Below are 17,532 nucleotides of genomic sequence, written 5' to 3' on the forward strand. Positions count from 1 at the left end.
ACAATAGGTGCTGGTATGATTTCTAAAATTCTAGGATAGTACAGTATATATGTAAAATGGAGATGTCTCTAAAAATTGGTTTAGTTTTAAAAAAAAAGAGGAGTATAGCTCAGTTGGTAGAGCGGCGGTCTCCAAAACCGCAGGTCGTGGGTTCGATCCCCGCTGCTCCTGCCAGAAATCTTTCGTGATAGTGGTTTTTATGATTTTTCTGGATCTTTAGCGTTTTCTTCTTGCTTTATATGTTAAGGCATGTTCTAAGATTAATGTGTTTTTCTTTGTTGAGAGTTGATAGATTGGGTATATTGAGTTTTTTCAAGCAAGTTAGAGATGAATATAAGAGGATATTTTGGCCATCTCGAAATGAGGTTTTGGTTTCTGTTATAATTGTTTTGATTATGATATTTATCTCTTCTGTATTTTTTTTAATGGTTGATCAATTAGTAGGGTGGTTTATGCATTCTCTTTTAGGTGTTGGTGAATAATTGTTGAGTAGTAGTGATAAAATGATACCTCGGTGGTATATAATCCAAGTTTATTCTAATTGTGAAAAAAAAACAGTTGAGGCAATTACTGGAAAATTAAAGAGATCTGGATTAGATCACTTGGTTTCGGATATTACCGTTCCTTCTGAAAAGGTAGTTAGTGTTCGTAAGGGTCGTAAAGTTAACTCTGAACGTAGATTTTTCCCTGGATATGTGTTGATTAAGGCGGTTATGACTGATAAGGTATACCGTGCTATCAGAGACACTCCAAAGATTATGGGTTTTCTGGGAACTGGTAAGAGTCCTGCTCCAGTTGCAGATGCCGAGATTGAGTATATAATGAATCAGATAGAAGAAGCTGTTCAAAAGCCGGTTTCTTCTATTGTTTTTGAAATTGGCGAACAAATTTGTGTTTCTGATGGTCCTTTTGCTTCTTTTAATGGTATTGTAAAGGATGTTGATGAAGAAAAATCTCGTCTTAAGGTGGAAGTTTCCATTTTTGGTCGTGCTACTCCAGTAGAGTTAGCTTATAATCAAGTTGATAAAGTAGTTTGATCTTTTGGTTTTTGTATATTTGATTTAGTTGTTGTTTTTGGAAGGTCTATTGATGGCTAAAGTAATTTCTCGTAAGGTTAAATTGCAGATAGAGTCGGGTGCTGCAAAGCCTTCTCCTCCTGTTGGTCCCGTTATTGGTCAGACAGGTATTTCTATTATGGCATTTTGTAAGGCATTTAATGCGGCGACTCAAGATATGGAGAAAGGTATACCTATTCCAACCACTGTCACTTGTTATAAGGATAAGTCTTTTACCTTTACGATGAGTAATCCACCTGTGAGCTTTTTTCTTAAAAAGGAAGCAGGTATTAAATCTGGATCAAAGAATCCTGGAAAAGAGTCTTGTGGAACTATTACCCGTGCTAAGATTAGAAAGATTGCAGAGATTAAAATGCAAGATATGGGTTCTATTGATATCGATGGAGCTATGCGTATGGTTGAAGGTTCGGCTTTTTCAATGGGTATGAGTGTGGTGGATTGATATGGTGTCTAAAATTTCAAAACGTATGCAAAAAATTTATGAAGGTATTGATCGTTCAGCATTGTATGGGTTGAGTGATGCTATTGTTATGCTTAAAGAGCGTGCTATGGCTAAATTTGATGAAACCGTTGAGATAGCAATGAATTTAGGAATTGATCCTCGTCATGCTAATCAAATGGTTAGAGGTGTTGTTACCATGCCTAATGGTACAGGGGTTAACGTTCGTGTTGCTGTATTTGCTAAATCTTCTAAGGCTGATGAAGCTAAAAAAGCAGGTGCCGATATTGTCGGGGATGAAGATCTTTTTGAAATTGTTAAAGGTGGCAAAATAGATTTTGATCGTTGTATTGCGACACCAGATATGATGCCTTTAGTTGGAAGGTTAGGTAGGGTTTTAGGTCCTCGTGGTATTATGCCTAATTTGAGGCTTGGTACTGTGACGACAGATGTTGCTACTGCTGTACGTGAATCTAAAAGTGGTGCGGTTGATTTTCGTTCAGAAAAAGCAGGAATAGTTCATGCGAGGGTAGGGAAGATATCTTTTGATAATAAAAAAATAGAGGAAAATATTTTGGCTTTTATTGGTGCTGTTTTGAAGGCAAAACCTCCTGTTTCAAAAGGTGATTATTTGAAGCGTATTACTTTATCATCTACTATGGGATGTGGTATAAAGGTTGACCTTTCTAGTATCTCTGTTTAATAATCCTTTCTAGTTATTTCTTTTTATGTACCTTATGGTTTTTTGGGGTGTTTTATGGAAATTCGCAAGGTATTGTTTGATTTTTTTAATAAAAATATAAATTATATTTTTAGATATAGAGATATAAAAGATTTTTAAGTATATTTGTCATCGGGAGATGAAAATTGAATAGGATAGAAAAGAGTGCGGAAATTTCTGAGTTGAGCAAGATTTTTTCTTCTTCAAAGTCGGTAGTTGTTGCGCATTATAAAGGAATTAGTGTTGCCCAGATCAAAAATCTTCGAAAGAAGATGCGAGAAGCTGGCGGTGGTGTCAAGGTTGCAAAAAACAGTCTTGTTAAAATTGCTGTTCGTGATACTGAAATCAAGGAAATTTCCAACTTTTTTGTTGGTCAATCCTTAATAGTTTACTCAAATGATCCTGTTATTGCTCCCAAAATTTCTGTGAACTTTTCAAATGATAACAAGCAATTCGTAGTTCTTGGTGGGGTTTTGGAGAATGATGTTCTTTGCGGAGATTCTATTAAGAAGATTGCTTCTTTGCCTGATATTGACGGTATTCGTTCTATAATCATAAGTGCTATTCAGTTTAATGCAACTAGATTAGTTAGGATGCTTAGTGTGCCCCAGGCTAAAGTTATTCGTGCTATTTCTGCTTTTGTTGATAAAAACAAGCAAAATTAGCTCTATTAATTATTAAAAACTAATATCAAAATAAGGGAAATGTGTAGTATGTCTAATATTGAATCAATTGTTGAAAAATTATCTTCTCTCACTCTTATTCAAGCTGCAGAGCTTTCTAAAAGATTGGAAGAAGAATGGGGTGTTTCTGCTTCTGCTCCTGTTGTTGCTGCTGTAGCTCCCGCTGCAGGCGATGCTGATGCTGCTGCTGAAAAGACTGAATTTGAAATTTGTTTAGATGGTTTTGATGCTAAAAGCAAAATCGGTGTTATTAAGGAAGTGCGTGCACTCACTGAATTGGGTCTTAAAGAAGCTAAAGAGCTTGTAGAAAGTGCTCCTAAAACTTTAAAAACAGGTGTTAGTAAGGATGAGGCAGATGAGATTAAGAAAAAACTTGAAGCTGCTGGTGCAACTATAGTTATACGTTAGTTTATAGTATAATTAATCTCTTGATATTGTTTTTCAAGAGGATTGTTTATAAGGAAGATTATGATCTTTTTCTTTTCTGTATTTTATCAAAAATTTTTTATGAGGAGAAACGATGGCTAAGGGCGTTGTGTTCAATGGTCTCAGGCGTGCGCGCAAATTTTTTGGGAAAAATACTGAGATAATTGACATACCTGATCTCATTGAAGTTCAGAGAGCATCTTATGATCAGTTTTTGATGATGGAAACTGCTCCCGAAGATCGTCCTAATGAGGGTTTGCAGGCTGCTTTTAAGTCTGTTTTCCCAATTACGGCTTTTTCTGGTGCTGCGATGCTTGAATTTGTGTCTTATGAATTTGACTCGCCAAAATTTGATGTGGATGATTGTTTGCGGCGCGATTTGACGTATGCTGTGCCATTGAAGATTGTTCTTCGTCTGATTGTTTTTGATGTAGATGAATTTACTGGTGCGAAATCTATCAAAGATATAAAAGAACAGAGTATTTATATGGGCGATATTCCTCTTATGACTAAAGATGGAACGTTTGTAGTTAATGGTACTCAGCGTATAGTAGTTTCTCAGCTACATCGTTCTCCTGGAATACACTTTGATCATGATAAAGGAAGAGCTAGTTTGTCAGGTAAGCTGTTATATGCTTGCCGTATTATTCCTGATCAAGGTCTATGGATGGATATAGAATTTGATTCTAAAGATATTGTTCATGTACGTATAGATAGACGGCGCAAAATTCCTGTGACGTCTTTTTTAATGGCTCTAGGCATGGATGCCGAGGAAATTCTGTCTACGTTCTATCCAAAAATCACTTATTCAAAGAAAAATGATTTTTGGTCTTTTCCTTTTTCTTCTACTAATTTGATGGTTGGTTCAAAGATATGGTCGGATATTTTCGACGTTGAAACTGGTGAAAAAGTTATAGAAAATGGTAAAAAAATAACTGCTAGTTTGTTAAGAAATCTAGAAGAGAAAAAAATTAAGTTGTTAGGAATATCTCATGATTTTTTACGTGGTTTGTATGTGGCGGAAGATGTCGTTAATGAAGAAACTGGAGAGATATATTTTGAAGCTGGTGATGTAATTGATGAAGAAGGCTTAGAAGTAATTTTAAATTGTGGCATTAAGGATATATCTATCCTTCATGTAGATTATACCAGTAATAATTCCTATGTTCGTAATACTTTGGTAGTAGATAAAAATAAAGATCGTAAGGATGCGCTTTTAGATATTTATCGCGTTATGCGTCCAGGTGATGTTTCTACCTTCGCTACCGCAGAATCTATGTTCAATTTTCTTTTCTTTGATACTGATAAATATGACCTTTCGACTGTTGGACGTGTAAAGATGAATATGCGTCTGAATCTTAATGCTCCTAATGATGTGCGCCACATTAGAAAAGAAGATGTTATTGCTATTATCAAGATACTGGTTGATTTGCGTAATGGTAAGGGAAATATTGATGATATAGATAATTTAGGTAATCGCCGAGTTCGTTCTGTTGGTGAAATGTTGAAAAATCAATATCGTCTTGGATTATTGCGTATGGAGCGTTCTATTAAAGAGCGTATTTCATCTGTTGATATTGATTATGTAATGCCTCAAGATCTTATTAATGCTAAGCCTGTTGTTTCTGCTGTTCGTGAATTTTTCTGTTCTTCACAGCTTTCTCAACTAGAAGAACATGTTAATTCTCTATCTCGTATTACACATACTCGTCGTTTATCTGCTTTAGGTCAAGGTGGTGTAGCAAGGGCTAGAGCAGGGGTAGAAATACGAGATGTGCATCCAACGCATTATGGTCGTATTTGTCCTGCAGAAACTTCAGAAGGTCACAATATAGGTTTGGTTAGTTCTCTTACATCTTTTGCTCGTGTTAATTCATATGGTTTTATTGAAACTCCATATCGCAAAGTTTGTGATGGTAAGGTAACTGATGAAGTGGTGTACCTTTCTGCTATGGAAGAAGAAAATCATTATATTGCACAGGCTAGTGCATCTCTTGATGAGAATGGTTCATTTACTGAAGATTTGGTTTTTTGTCGGTGTTCAGGAGAAGAAATTCTTGTCCCTAAAGAAAAAATAGATTTCATAGATGCTTCTCCTAAACAGGTGGTTTCAATAGCGGCTTCTCTTATTCCATTTTTGGAAAATGATGATTCTAATCGTGTTCTCATGGGTTGTAATATGCAGCGTCAAGCTGTTCCTTTATTAAAAGCTGAAGCTCCTTTTGTTGGTACTGGTATGGAATCAACCGTTGCTAAAAGTTCAGGGGCGGCTATTGTTGCGAAACGTGCTGGAATCGTAGAGCAAGTTGATGCGATACGTATAGTAATTCGTGTAACAGAAGAAGATCTGGATCCTTCTGCTTCAGGGGTTGATATTTATCGGTTGATGAAATTTCAGCGCTCCAATCAAAATACTTGTGTTAATCAGCGTCCATTAGTAAAGGTTGGTGACGAGGTTCGTAGAAATGATATTATAGCAGATGGTCCATCTACAGATTTAGGAGATCTTGCTCTTGGTCGTAATATGCTCGTCGCGTTTGTTCCTTGGCATGGATATAACTTTGAAGATTCTATGTTGATATCTGAACGTATGGTTTCTGAAGATGTCTTTACTTCTATTCATATAGAAGAATTTGAAGTTATGGCGCGTGATACTAAATTAGGGCCAGAAGAAATTACTCGTGATATACCTAATATATCCGAAGAAGGACTAAAGAATATTGATGAGTGTGGAATTGTTTGTGTTGGGTCTGAGGTAAATCCTGGTGATATTTTAGTAGGTAAGATAACTCCTAAGGGTGAAAGTCCTATGACTCCTGAAGAAAAGCTTTTAAGGGCTATTTTTGGTGAAAAAGCTATAGATGTACGTGATACATCTTTGCGTGTACCTTCTGGCGTATCAGGTACTGTTGTTGATGTTCGTATTTTTAATAGACATGGTATTGATGAAAATGAGCGTTCTATATCTGTTGATCGAGAACAGATTGATTTGCTTGTTCGAGATAGAGATGATGAACAGGCGATTCTAGATCGTAATATTTATAGTCGTTTAATGGAAGTTTTATGTGGTCAAAAAGCTATTTCCGGACCTAAAGGTTTCAAGGAATTATCTGTTCTCTCAAGCGATCTTATTGTAAGATATCCACGTTCTCAATGGTGGCAATTTGCTGTACAAGATGAGAAAGTACAGAGGAATATTGAGTCCTTAAAAAGTCAATATGAAACTTCTAAATCTACTCTTGAAAGTCGTTTTAAAAATAAGATTGAAAAAGTCCAATGGGGAGATGATATGCCTCCTGGAGTTTTAAGGGTGATTAAGGTGTTCGTTGCTATGAAGCGTCCAATTCAATCAGGTGATAAGATGGCAGGGCGGCATGGTAATAAGGGAATTGTATCTAGAATATTGCCTTGCGAGGATATGCCGTTTCTTGAAGATGGTACTTCTGTAGATATTGTTCTTAATCCTTTAGGTGTTCCTTCTCGTATGAATGTCGGGCAGATTTTTGAGACTCATCTTGGATGGGCGTGTGTTGGACTTGGAAAGAAGATTAAGAGTCTTATAAATGACTATAATGCTAATGGTGATATATTACCGTTACGTAGTTTTTTAGAGAATATTATTGGAAACAGTCCTCATTCTGAGAAGATATCTGATTACGATGATGATTCTGTATTGCGTTTAGCGGAACAATGGAAATCAGGTGTTCCTGTTTCAACTCCTGTTTTTGATGGGGCTGATGAAGAATCTATAAATTCTATGCTTCGTATGGCTGAATTAGATGAAAGTGGTCAATCTGTTCTTTATGATGGTCTTACAGGTGAACCATTTGATAGGCCTGTTACCGTTGGGTACATTTATATGTTGAAGCTTAATCATATGGTTTCAGATAAAGTTTACGCTCGATCTACAGGAAGTTACTCTCTTGTAACGCAACAACCTTTAGGAGGAAAATCTAATAGAGGTGGTCAGCGTTTAGGAGAAATGGAAGTATGGTGTACTCAAGCTTATGGTGCTGCTTATGTTTTACAAGAAATGCTTACAATTAAGTCCGATGACGTTGTAGGTCGTACTAAAGTATATGAATCTATTGTTGCAGGAAATAATACATTTGAAACTGGTATACCTGAGAGTTTCAATGTCTTGGTTAAAGAAATGCAAGCTTTAGGTTTAAGTATTGATTTAGAAAATTCGCACACAAAAAATAGTACAAAATTAGAAAAGATTCCTGATTTAACTAAATATAAATAATAATAGACAAGAAAAGTTTTTTTTTTGAGATATTTTGCCTTTGAATGGGAGAGATAAAATATGCAGCAAGAGGTCATGAGATTTTTTAATCCTTGGACAGATGATAGAGAATTTGATTCCGTCAGGATTTCAATTGCCTCTCCAGCAAAGATTATATCATTGTCTTATGGTGAGATAAAAAAACCTGAGACGATTAACTATCGTACATTTAAACCAGAAAGAGATGGTTTATTTTGTGCACGTATTTTTGGCCCTATTAAAGACTATGAATGTATATGCGGTAAGTATAAGCGCATGAAATATAAGGGAATTATTTGTGAAAAGTGTGGTGTCGAAGTAACCTTGTCTTCTGTTCGAAGAGATCGTATGGCTCACATTCAGCTGGCTTCTCCTGTTGCTCATCCTTGGTTTCTTAAGTCGTTGCCATCTCGTATATCTATGTTACTAGACATGACTTTGAGAGATGTGGAACGAGTGTTATATTTTGAAAGTTATGTTGTCGTTGATCCTGGTCTATCTTCTTTAGAGAAATATCAGATTTTAACAGAAGAGGAATATGTTGATGCAGTAAGTCAATTCGGTCAAGACCAGTTTACTGCTATGATGGGGGCAGATGCAATACGTGAGCTATTAATTTCATTGGATCTTCAGAATTTAGCTATTACTTTGCGTAGTCAATTGAGTAAGTCTTCTTCTATCTTTAGAAGAAAAAAAATAATAAAACGCCTTAAGATTGTTGATAGTTTTCTAGTATCTGGTAATCGTCCTGAATGGATGATTATGACCGTTATACCAGTTCTTCCTCCTGATTTAAGGCCATTGGTGGCTCTTGATTTTGGAAGATTTGCAGCTTCTGATTTGAATGATTTATATCGTCGAGTAATTGGTAGAAATAATCGATTGATGAGATTGAAAAGTTTGCATGCTCCAGAAATTATTGTTCGCAATGAGAAAAGAATGCTTCAAGAATCTGTTGATGCTTTATTTGATAATAAGCGTCATAAACGTGTAGCAACTGGTGCTAACAGACGTCCTTTGAAGTCTTTATCTGATATGTTGAAAGGTAAACAGGGGCGTTTTAGAACAAATCTTCTTGGGAAAAGGGTGGATTATTCTGGTCGTAGTGTTATTGTGGCGGGTCCAGAGTTACTTTTGCATCAGTGCGGTCTTCCTAAGTTAATGGCGCTTGAATTGTTTAAGCCTTTCTTATATGCGCAATTAGAAAAAAAAGGTTACGTTTCTACGGTTAAGCAAGCTAAAAAGTTTGTTGAAAAAGAAAGACCTGAAGTTTGGGATGTGCTAGATGAAGTGGTTCACCAGCATGTTGTATTGCTTAATCGTGCACCAAGTTTGCATCGTTTGAGTATGCAGGCTTTTGAGCCTAAAATTATAAGTGGAAAAGCTATTCAGCTTCACCCTTTAGTATGTGCAGGGTATAATGCTGACTTTGATGGAGATCAAATGGCTGTTTATGTCGTCATTTCTCCTGAAGCTCAGTTGGAAGCACGAGTTTTGATGTTATCTACTAACAACCTATTGCATCCAGCAAGTGGAGTACCAGTTGTAGTTCCTTCTCAAGATATGGTGTTAGGTCTTTATTATCTGTCTATTGTTCATGAGAATGATCCAGGTGAAGGAATGATCTTTTCCGATATAAGTGAAGTATATCATGCTCTTGAAAATAAAATAGTAACTTTGCATTCTAAAATTCGCGGAAGATATAAGAATGTTGACGAAAATGGAAATTTTGTTTCGAAAGTTTATGATACAACTCCAGGACGTATGATTATAGGTGAAATATTACCTCGTCATCACAATATTTCATTCGATATTTGCAATAGGGAAATGATTAAGAAAAATATTTCATCTATGGTAGATACTATTTATCGTCATTGTGGACAAAAGAGTACAGTTTCTTTCTGTGATGATCTTATGCGTTTAGGGTTCCGTTATGCGTGTTCTTCTGGAATTTCATTTGGTAAAGATGACATAATAGTTCCAGAATCGAAGGAAAGTATTATTGCCAAAGCTGATGAAATGGTGAAGGAATATGAGAATCAATATAACGACGGATTAATTACACGCGGAGAGAAATATAATAAAGTTGTCGATTTGTGGGGTAAGACAACTGATAAAGTTACTGAAGAAATGATGGCTCGTATTAAACAAGTTGAATTTGATCCAGAAACTGGTCGGCAGAAGAAGATGAATTCTATATTTATGATGTCCCATTCTGGTGCTCGTAGTTCTATACATCAGATGCGTCAGCTTGGTGGAATGAGAGGTTTGATAGCCAAGCCATCAGGGGAAATTATTGAATCTCCTATTCGTTCTCACTTTAAGGGTGGTCTTTATGGATTTGAATTTTTCCAATCTTGTGTTGGTGGTCGTAAGGGATTGCTTGATGTTGTTATGAGAACTGCTAGTTCTGGTTATTTAAGTCGTAGACTTGTAGATGTTGCCCAGAATTGCATTGTAAATCAATTTGATTGTAATACTAAAAAAGGTTTGACTATTACGCATATAATGGATTCGGGACAGGTGGTTTATTCTCTGGGAAGTAGAATTTTAGGGCGTACATCTCTTGATGATATTGTGAATCCAGTTACAGATAAATGCATTATAAGTGCTGGAAATATTATACTTGAATCACATGTCAGTGAGATTGAAAAATGTGGTATCCGTGCTGTGAGAATTCGTTCTGCGTTAACCTGTGAATCTAGTAAAGGAGTTTGTTCTCTTTGTTATGGTCGTGATCTTGCTAGAGGAACTCTTGTTAACGTAGGAGAAGCTGTTGGTGTTATTGCAGCTCAATCAATCGGCGAACCTGGAACACAGTTGACAATGCGTACCTTCCACCTTGGAGGTGCGGTGACAGTTATGGATCAATCTTTTCTTGAATCTTCCTGTGAAGGTACTGTTAAGATAAAAAATCGTAGTGTTTGTCGTAACTCTACAAATGACCTAATTTCAATGGGACGTAATACAACACTTCAAATTTTAGATACATCTGGAAAAGAACAATATTCACATCGTATTATGTACGGTGCTAAATTATTCGTTGATGATGGTGATGTGATAAAATGTGGACAGCGCATTTCTGAATGGGATCCTCATACTTTCCCTATGATAACAGAAGTTTCTGGAACAGTAGGATTCGAAGATCTTGTTGATGGTGTTTCTGTTATAGAAAGTATTGGTGAATCTACTGGTATTGCTAAACGAAAAGTTATTGATTGGCGATTTACAAGTAAAGGTCAGAATTTGAAACCTGCCATAGTTGTTAAAGACGACAATGGCAATGTTTTAAAATTTGCTCGTGGAACAGAAGCTCGTTGGTTTTTGCCTGTAGACGCTATTCTATCAGTTTCTCCCGGACATAAAGTCTCTATGGGGGATGTTCTAGCTCGTTGGCCAATATCTAGTGCAAAGACGAAAGATATTACAAGTGGATTGCCTCGAGTTGCTGAACTTTTTGAGGCTCGTCGTCCAAAAAATCACGCTATATTAGCAGAAATTAGTGGAACTATCAGAATAAAAAGAAATTATAAGAATAAATCTCGTGTATTAATTGAACCTTTTGAAGAAGGTATAGAGCCTGTTGAATACTTTATTCCAAAGAATAAACACTTTTATTTACAAGATGGAGATCACGTTGAAAAAGGTGATTATATTCTTGATGGTAATCCTGTTCCTCATGATATATTAAGAATTAAGGGAGTAGAAGAATTGGCATCTTACCTAATTAACGAGGTACAGGAAGTTTATCTTCTTGAAGGTGTTGTAATTAATGATAAGCATGTAGAAGTTGTCCTACGTCAGATGTTACAAAAAGTTGAAATTACTGATCCAGCTGATACTGAGTATATATTGGGCGATAATGTTGATCGCATTGAAATAGAAGAATTAAATAGAACTCTTGTACAACAAGGAAAGAAAGAGGTTTCATTTTCTCCTATTCTTCAAGGTATTACTAAAGCTTCTCTGCAAACCAAGTCATTTATATCAGCTGCTTCATTTCAAGAGACAACGAAAGTTCTTACAGAAGCAGCTATTGCTGGTAAAGTAGATATGTTAGAAGGGCTTAAAGAAAATGTTATTGTGGGTCGTCTCATTCCTGCGGGAACAGGAGCTATTTTGCACGAGAAACGTCGTATTGCCATGCATAGAGATCAAATGATTCTAAAAGAAAGATCTAGTTCTTCGCAGGATAAAAATTTTAAAGATACAATTATTCAAGGAGTATTACCTGAACAATAAAATATGTATATAGTATGTAATCTTTATTTCTATAAGTTTACAAATAATCTATTTAATAATAAATTAGCTAAAATATTTGTTAATAACAAAGATATCAAAGATTAAATTTACTGTTATATTATAATTATAGGTTTATTAGTTAATCTTTGTACTTATCTAATAATTATAAGAGTCATATAAGTTATGAATAGTATCTTTGTTTTATAAAGCTAGGTATTGTTATTAAGAATATTAAAAAAACTTTGTTTTAAAGATAATAAAGTTACAATATTATTGTTTATACAATAGATGAGCTGGTAATAGATTAATTACTATCGCTATGCGATTAACATAAATAACTTTCTTGATATAGAGAATATATTTATTAAATTTATGACTAGTATTTTATAGTTCTAATATTTATCAATGATCGTCATTCATCTAGACATGTTTGTTTTAAAATAATTATTGATTGATTTGATAATTTTTCTTATAAACATGGTATATTTTGAAAGAATATTATAAAGATTTTTTTATTTTTTAATTTATTTTTTGGACTAAAAAAGGTATACTATAAAATGGTTGTTGGATATAGAAAGTATCTTACTGCAGTTTTATTTTTTTATGATATTCCCCTGTGAGATATATTGTGAAATATTTTCCTATAGTATCTGTCTTCATGATTGGTGAAAGATTATCTCTCGTAAAAAATCTTCCTGCATAAATTAATTGATAGCTGCGTTTACATTGTTTTTTTAGAATTTTCTGTCAATTTTCTATTCATGGCAAGATGAAATTATATTTTTTATTACTTTACACGGAAAGGGTTATATTATTTTAAATAATATCTCATTTTTATTGATAATTTTTTGGTGACTTCAGTTTTCTTAGTTAATACTAGGGATTATTATAATAAAAAGTTAGCAGATGTGTTGTGCTTCGATATGTTTTTTAGCAATAGATGAGAAAATTTATAAGTTATTATGTATTTGGAAAATTTTTTATGATAGGTGATCGTTAAAATTAGAAATATGTATACTTGATAAGATATCATTAAATTATTATTAGTTGCATATTCTTATTGAATGTTTGAAATTTGAAAAAAGGATTATAAGTTATGGAAAATAAATCGTCAAAAGAAACAAAAAATCCTCAATTTCAAGAAGAAGATGATTTATTTAAACAAGCTCTTGCGTATCATCAATATCCAACTCCAGGAAAATTGGCAATTAGTGCAACGAAAAAACTATTTACCCAAAGTGATCTTTCGTTGGCTTATTCTCCAGGTGTTGCAGCCCCTTGTATGGTTATTGCTGAAGATCCGGATAAAGCAAACATTTATACTAATCGTTCCAATCTTGTAGCGGTCATTTCAAATGGTTCAGCTGTTTTAGGATTAGGAAATATTGGTCCTTTAGCTTCTAAGCCTGTTATGGAAGGAAAGGCAGTATTATTTAAGAAATTTGCAGGAATTGATGTATTCGATATAGAGATCGATGCAAAAGATGTTAATACGATGGTTTCAACTATTATGGCATTGGAACCAACATTCGGAGGTATTAACTTAGAAGATATTAAATCTCCTGAATGTTTTGAAGTAGAAAGAATCTTATTAGAAAAGCTAAAAATACCTTGTTTGCATGATGATCAACATGGAACGGCTGTTACTGTTACTGCTGCAGTGTTAAATGCGATGAAATTAGTAAATAAAGAATTTAGTGATATTAAAATTGTCACCTTAGGAGCAGGAGCAGCTGCATTAGCTTGCTTGAATCTATTGGTAACAATGGGAGTAAAACGAGAAAATATTTGGATTCATGATCTAGAAGGTCTAGTTTATAAAGGGCGTAAGAAAAAGATAGATAAATGGAAATCTGTTTATGCTCAGGACAGTGGTCCAAAGAAATTGGCTGAGACAATGCGAGATGCTGATGTTTTCCTTGGATTGTCTGTTGCTGGTGCTCTTGATGCTGACGTTTTACAATATATGGCTAAAAATCCATTGATTATGCCTTTAGCCAATCCAATTCCAGAAATTATGCCTGATGAGGTTAAAAAGATTAGGCCAGATGCAATGATTTGTACAGGTCGTTCCGATTTTTCTAATCAAGTCAATAATGTCCTTTGTTTTCCTTATATTTTTAGAGGAGCATTAGACTGTAGAGCAACCACTATCAATGAAGAAATGAAGGTAGCAGCAGCACGTGCTATGGCAACTTTAGTTCGTGATGTTCCTCCTGATGCTGCTTTTGATGATTTTGAAAAAGAAAATCATGTTTTCGGATCTAATTATCTTATTCCATCTCCTTTCGATCCTAATTTAATTTTATACATTGCTCCTGCAGTTGCTAAGGCTGCAGAAGAATCAGGAGTTGCTGCTGCTCCTATAAAAGATTATGAATCTTATATTAATTCCTTGAAACAATTTTTGTTTCCAGGAAGAATGTTGATGAAAAAGTTTTTTTCTATTGCAAAGAATTGTGAATTAAAGCGTGTTGTATTTTCTGCAGGTGAAAATGAATTAGTTTTGCGATCTGCACAAGTATTGATAAAAGAGAGTATAGCTAGACCAGTTCTTGTTGGTTCTTCTACTACTATTGAAAATAATATTAATTCTTATGGTTTGCAAATTATTGCAAAAAAGGACTTTGACATCATTGATCCTAATAATGAAAAATCTCTTAAAGAATATGTAGATTTATATTGTTCATTAAACAGAGAAAAAGATATATCTTCCAATTCTACATATAAAACTATTTGTTCCAATAATATGATTTTAAGTCTTCTATCTCTTAAAAAAGGAGAAGCAGATGTGATGATTGGAATAGATCAGTCTGATAATAATAGATATGCAAGTCATTTGACAGATATTAATAATATTATAGGAAAAAGATCTGGTATTAGTAATTATTCATCAATGAGTATTTTTATTATACAAGATAATTTCTTCTTCATTATTGATACTCATGTTTCAATTAAACCATCTTCAACAGAAATAGCAGATAATACTCTATTAGCAGATCAAGCAATACGTTCTATGGGAATGAAGCCGCAAGTTTATGTATTATCTAATTCTGAAAATGGATCAAGTAATACAATAAGTTCGTTAAAAGTAAGAGAATCTTTTGAAAAGATAAGTAAACTTTTTAAAGAATCACAAATTGATTCCGTAATACGAGAAAAAATTCATTTTTCTGAAATTTTCTCTGATCAGTATATTAAAAATTCATCTAGTTCGCAAAGGTATCATTTGTTAGTTTGTCCTAATATTGATTTTGCAAATATTTTATTTGAAATGGTAAAATCAATTCCAAACGTATCTTATATCGGAATAGTCCTATTAGGTCCTTCATTACCAGTTAATGTTTTACCTTCTTCTGTAGATATGAGGGAAATTATTGATAATGTTGTATTAGCAATTTCTTGTAATAAAAGTGATAACGCAAAAGTTTAATTATAAATTTTATTATTACAGTTAAGAGACTTTGATTTTATGATTTTGAATAGTGTTAGATAAATTTTGTTTAGATTTTTTTGTAAATTTATAAGTTGGTATTTGTTCAATATGATAGTTTAGAAAAAAATATAGATTTTTTTAGATCATATAAAAAGATAGCACTATAAAATATACACTTTTCTTGTTACTATCGTAGGTTTACTTTTCCTGAAATTAACAATAAGATATTCACTTATTTATATTTAGGATTACATATTTTCAACTTCATCAATCATTTTTTCAACTGATGTTAATCCCCTTTCCCAAAAATTTGGATCAGCAAGATTAATATTTAAAGGAAGCAATAGTTCTGAATAATGTTTTGAATTCCCTGCACGTAGAATATTAATATATTTCTCCTGAAAGTTGCTGATGGAATTGCTTTTGTATATATCGTACAGTGAATTGACGAGACAATTACCAAAAGCATATGAATATACGTAAAAAGGAGACGCAAAGAAATGAGGAATCATCATCCAAAAATAACCATAGTCTTCATCTAAATCAAAAGCAGGGCCAAGAGATTCCTTTTGGGTTTCAATCCATATTTGATTTATTCTATGATCAGGAATATTTCCCTTAGATCTACGTTCCTTATGTAATTTAAGCTCAAAGTCATAGAAGGAAATTTGTCGGATAATGGAATTCATTGAATCTTCAATTTTATTAGCTATTAAGATTTTACGTTCTTTTTTATTGGAAGTTGATTTTATTAAATAATCAAAAGCTAAAGTTTCACCAAAAATAGAAGCTGTTTCCGATAACGTCAGTGAAGGAGTAGACATTAGCATTTCTTGTGATTCCGATGAAAGGACTTGATGAATACCATGTCCTAGTTCATGAGCAAGTGTTGTAATATCTAGCCTTTTGCCTGTAAAGTTCAATAAAATATAAGGATGAACCGAAGGTATTGTAGGATGTGCAAAAGATCCTGATTGTTTACCATGATATTGAGCGGCATCAATCCAATGATTAGTGAAAAATTTTTCTGCAATTTTAGACATTTGAGGAGAAAAATCATGATAAGCTTTAAGAACTATATCCTTTGCTTCTTCAAAAGAAAAAATATCTTTCGGTGTCCCTGGTATGGGAGGAGCAACACGATCCCAAAAATACATATGATCTAATTTTAACCATTTTTTCTTTAAAGAAAAATATCTATGTGATGTATTTTGATAATTACTTTTGACAGTTTTTACTAAAGATTCTATTATGCTTGGCTCTACGTCATTGGCTAGGTGACAACTGTCAGAAATTTTTTCATATTTTCTCCAATTATCCTGAATTTGTTCATTGTGTATCAGAGTATTAATAATAAAAGAAAAAATATTACTACTTTTCTTGAAAGTATCAGACATCGCTTGAGTAGATGACTGACGAACTCTTCTATTATGATGGAGAATTAATGGATATGCTTCTGACACTGTCATTTCTTTATTATTTACTTTGAATCGAAGAGAATCGAAAGTTTCGGAGAAAAAACGAGTGAGTGCTTTTTTACCTATTTGATCAGTATCGGAAAACAGGCATTCAAGTTCATTGGACAATGAATGTTTCTTAGTTTTTCTTGTAATTCTTATCCAAGAAGAATATTTGAGTGCTAACGAATCTTGGGAATAGCATTTTTTTAAAATATCATCATCTAAACGGTTGATTTCTAATTTAAAAAACATGACTGTTTTTTTAAATTCGCTGATCTTTTCTTCTATATTTTGATAAAATCTACGTATTTTATCATCTGATAATCCGCAACTGTATAATAAAAATGCATATGAATATATACGTTCTGTTAATTCTATAATTTTCTCATACTCAGCAATAGCTGCTCCTAATCCATTACACCGTTTATTACTGGTAGCATTTTTTAAATTATCTTTCCATCGTGTTTTAAAAGCTAAGCTTTCATTTTTAATTAGTTCAAGATCACGCAAAATTTCTTTACTATCTATGGATGGATAAAGATCTTTTAAGTTCCAACGAGGAAGATTTCCTATATTTTGTTTAGAACTTATTTTTGTATTAGCATTAAAAAGAATTCTAGATGAGAATAAATTTGTAAAATTTGCATAATTAAAATATTTTTGAGACATTTTTTATAGATACCCCTTTTAAAATAATAAACTAAATTTTGTTTAAATGTAATAAAAATTCCTTAAACTTAATGATGGGTAAAAACTCTTCTTATTTATGAAATAATTTTCGT

At 33.5% G+C, this 17,532-nt stretch carries 10 protein-coding genes and 1 tRNA gene; 10 read left to right on the forward strand and 1 reads right to left on the reverse strand.

From position 1 onward, the window contains the following. Window positions 1-98: 98 nt before the first annotated feature. From GY664_RS01845 to GY664_RS01890, 10 genes are all read left to right on the forward strand, one after another. A tRNA-Trp gene (locus tag GY664_RS01845) sits at window positions 99-174 on the forward strand. A gap of 89 nt (window positions 175-263) precedes the next feature. Continuing rightward, window positions 264-482 (forward strand): preprotein translocase subunit SecE, encoded by a 219-nt coding sequence (secE, locus tag GY664_RS01850; protein ID WP_333947761.1) that lies wholly within the window; start codon window positions 264-266, stop codon window positions 480-482. 21 nt (window positions 483-503) lie between these two features. Continuing rightward, on the forward strand, window positions 504-1,037 hold the full coding sequence (nusG, locus tag GY664_RS01855) for a transcription termination/antitermination protein NusG (protein ID WP_333947824.1): 534 nt from the start codon (window positions 504-506) through the stop codon (window positions 1,035-1,037). A gap of 52 nt (window positions 1,038-1,089) precedes the next feature. Continuing rightward, window positions 1,090-1,518 carry a 50S ribosomal protein L11 gene (rplK, locus tag GY664_RS01860; RefSeq protein WP_333947762.1) on the forward strand — a complete coding sequence of 143 codons (429 nt, stop codon included), beginning with the start codon at window positions 1,090-1,092 and terminating at the stop codon, window positions 1,516-1,518. A 4-nt stretch (window positions 1,519-1,522) separates the two neighbouring features. Then, on the forward strand, window positions 1,523-2,218 hold the full coding sequence (rplA, locus tag GY664_RS01865; RefSeq protein ID WP_333947825.1) for a 50S ribosomal protein L1: 696 nt from the start codon (window positions 1,523-1,525) through the stop codon (window positions 2,216-2,218). 164 nt (window positions 2,219-2,382) lie between these two features. Further along, complete coding sequence (rplJ, locus tag GY664_RS01870) at window positions 2,383-2,901, forward strand: 50S ribosomal protein L10 (RefSeq protein WP_333947763.1); 519 nt, start codon at window positions 2,383-2,385, stop codon at window positions 2,899-2,901. A 48-nt stretch (window positions 2,902-2,949) separates the two neighbouring features. Then, entirely contained in the window at window positions 2,950-3,327 is a 378-nt protein-coding gene (gene rplL / locus GY664_RS01875) for a 50S ribosomal protein L7/L12 (RefSeq protein WP_333947764.1), read from the forward strand. A 112-nt stretch (window positions 3,328-3,439) separates the two neighbouring features. Beyond that, complete coding sequence (gene rpoB, locus GY664_RS01880) at window positions 3,440-7,594, forward strand: DNA-directed RNA polymerase subunit beta (protein ID WP_333947765.1); 4,155 nt, start codon at window positions 3,440-3,442, stop codon at window positions 7,592-7,594. 60 nt (window positions 7,595-7,654) lie between these two features. After that, a complete protein-coding gene (gene rpoC / locus GY664_RS01885) occupies window positions 7,655-11,854 on the forward strand; it encodes a DNA-directed RNA polymerase subunit beta' (protein WP_333947766.1) in 4,200 nt (1,399 codons plus the stop codon). A gap of 1,096 nt (window positions 11,855-12,950) precedes the next feature. Beyond that, window positions 12,951-15,287 (forward strand): phosphate acyltransferase, encoded by a 2,337-nt coding sequence (locus GY664_RS01890; protein WP_333947767.1) that lies wholly within the window; start codon window positions 12,951-12,953, stop codon window positions 15,285-15,287. Between the two features lie 251 nt (window positions 15,288-15,538). Here GY664_RS01890 and GY664_RS01895 read toward each other — a convergent pair whose 3' ends face one another. Further along, window positions 15,539-17,419: a M3 family oligoendopeptidase gene (locus tag GY664_RS01895; protein WP_333947768.1), complete on the reverse strand. Its 1,881-nt coding sequence runs from the start codon at window positions 17,417-17,419 to the stop codon at window positions 15,539-15,541. Window positions 17,420-17,532 lie beyond the last annotated feature (113 nt).

This window comes from Candidatus Liberibacter brunswickensis (genome assembly GCF_036858155.1).
Lineage (GTDB): Bacteria > Pseudomonadota > Alphaproteobacteria > Rhizobiales > Rhizobiaceae > Liberibacter > Liberibacter brunswickensis.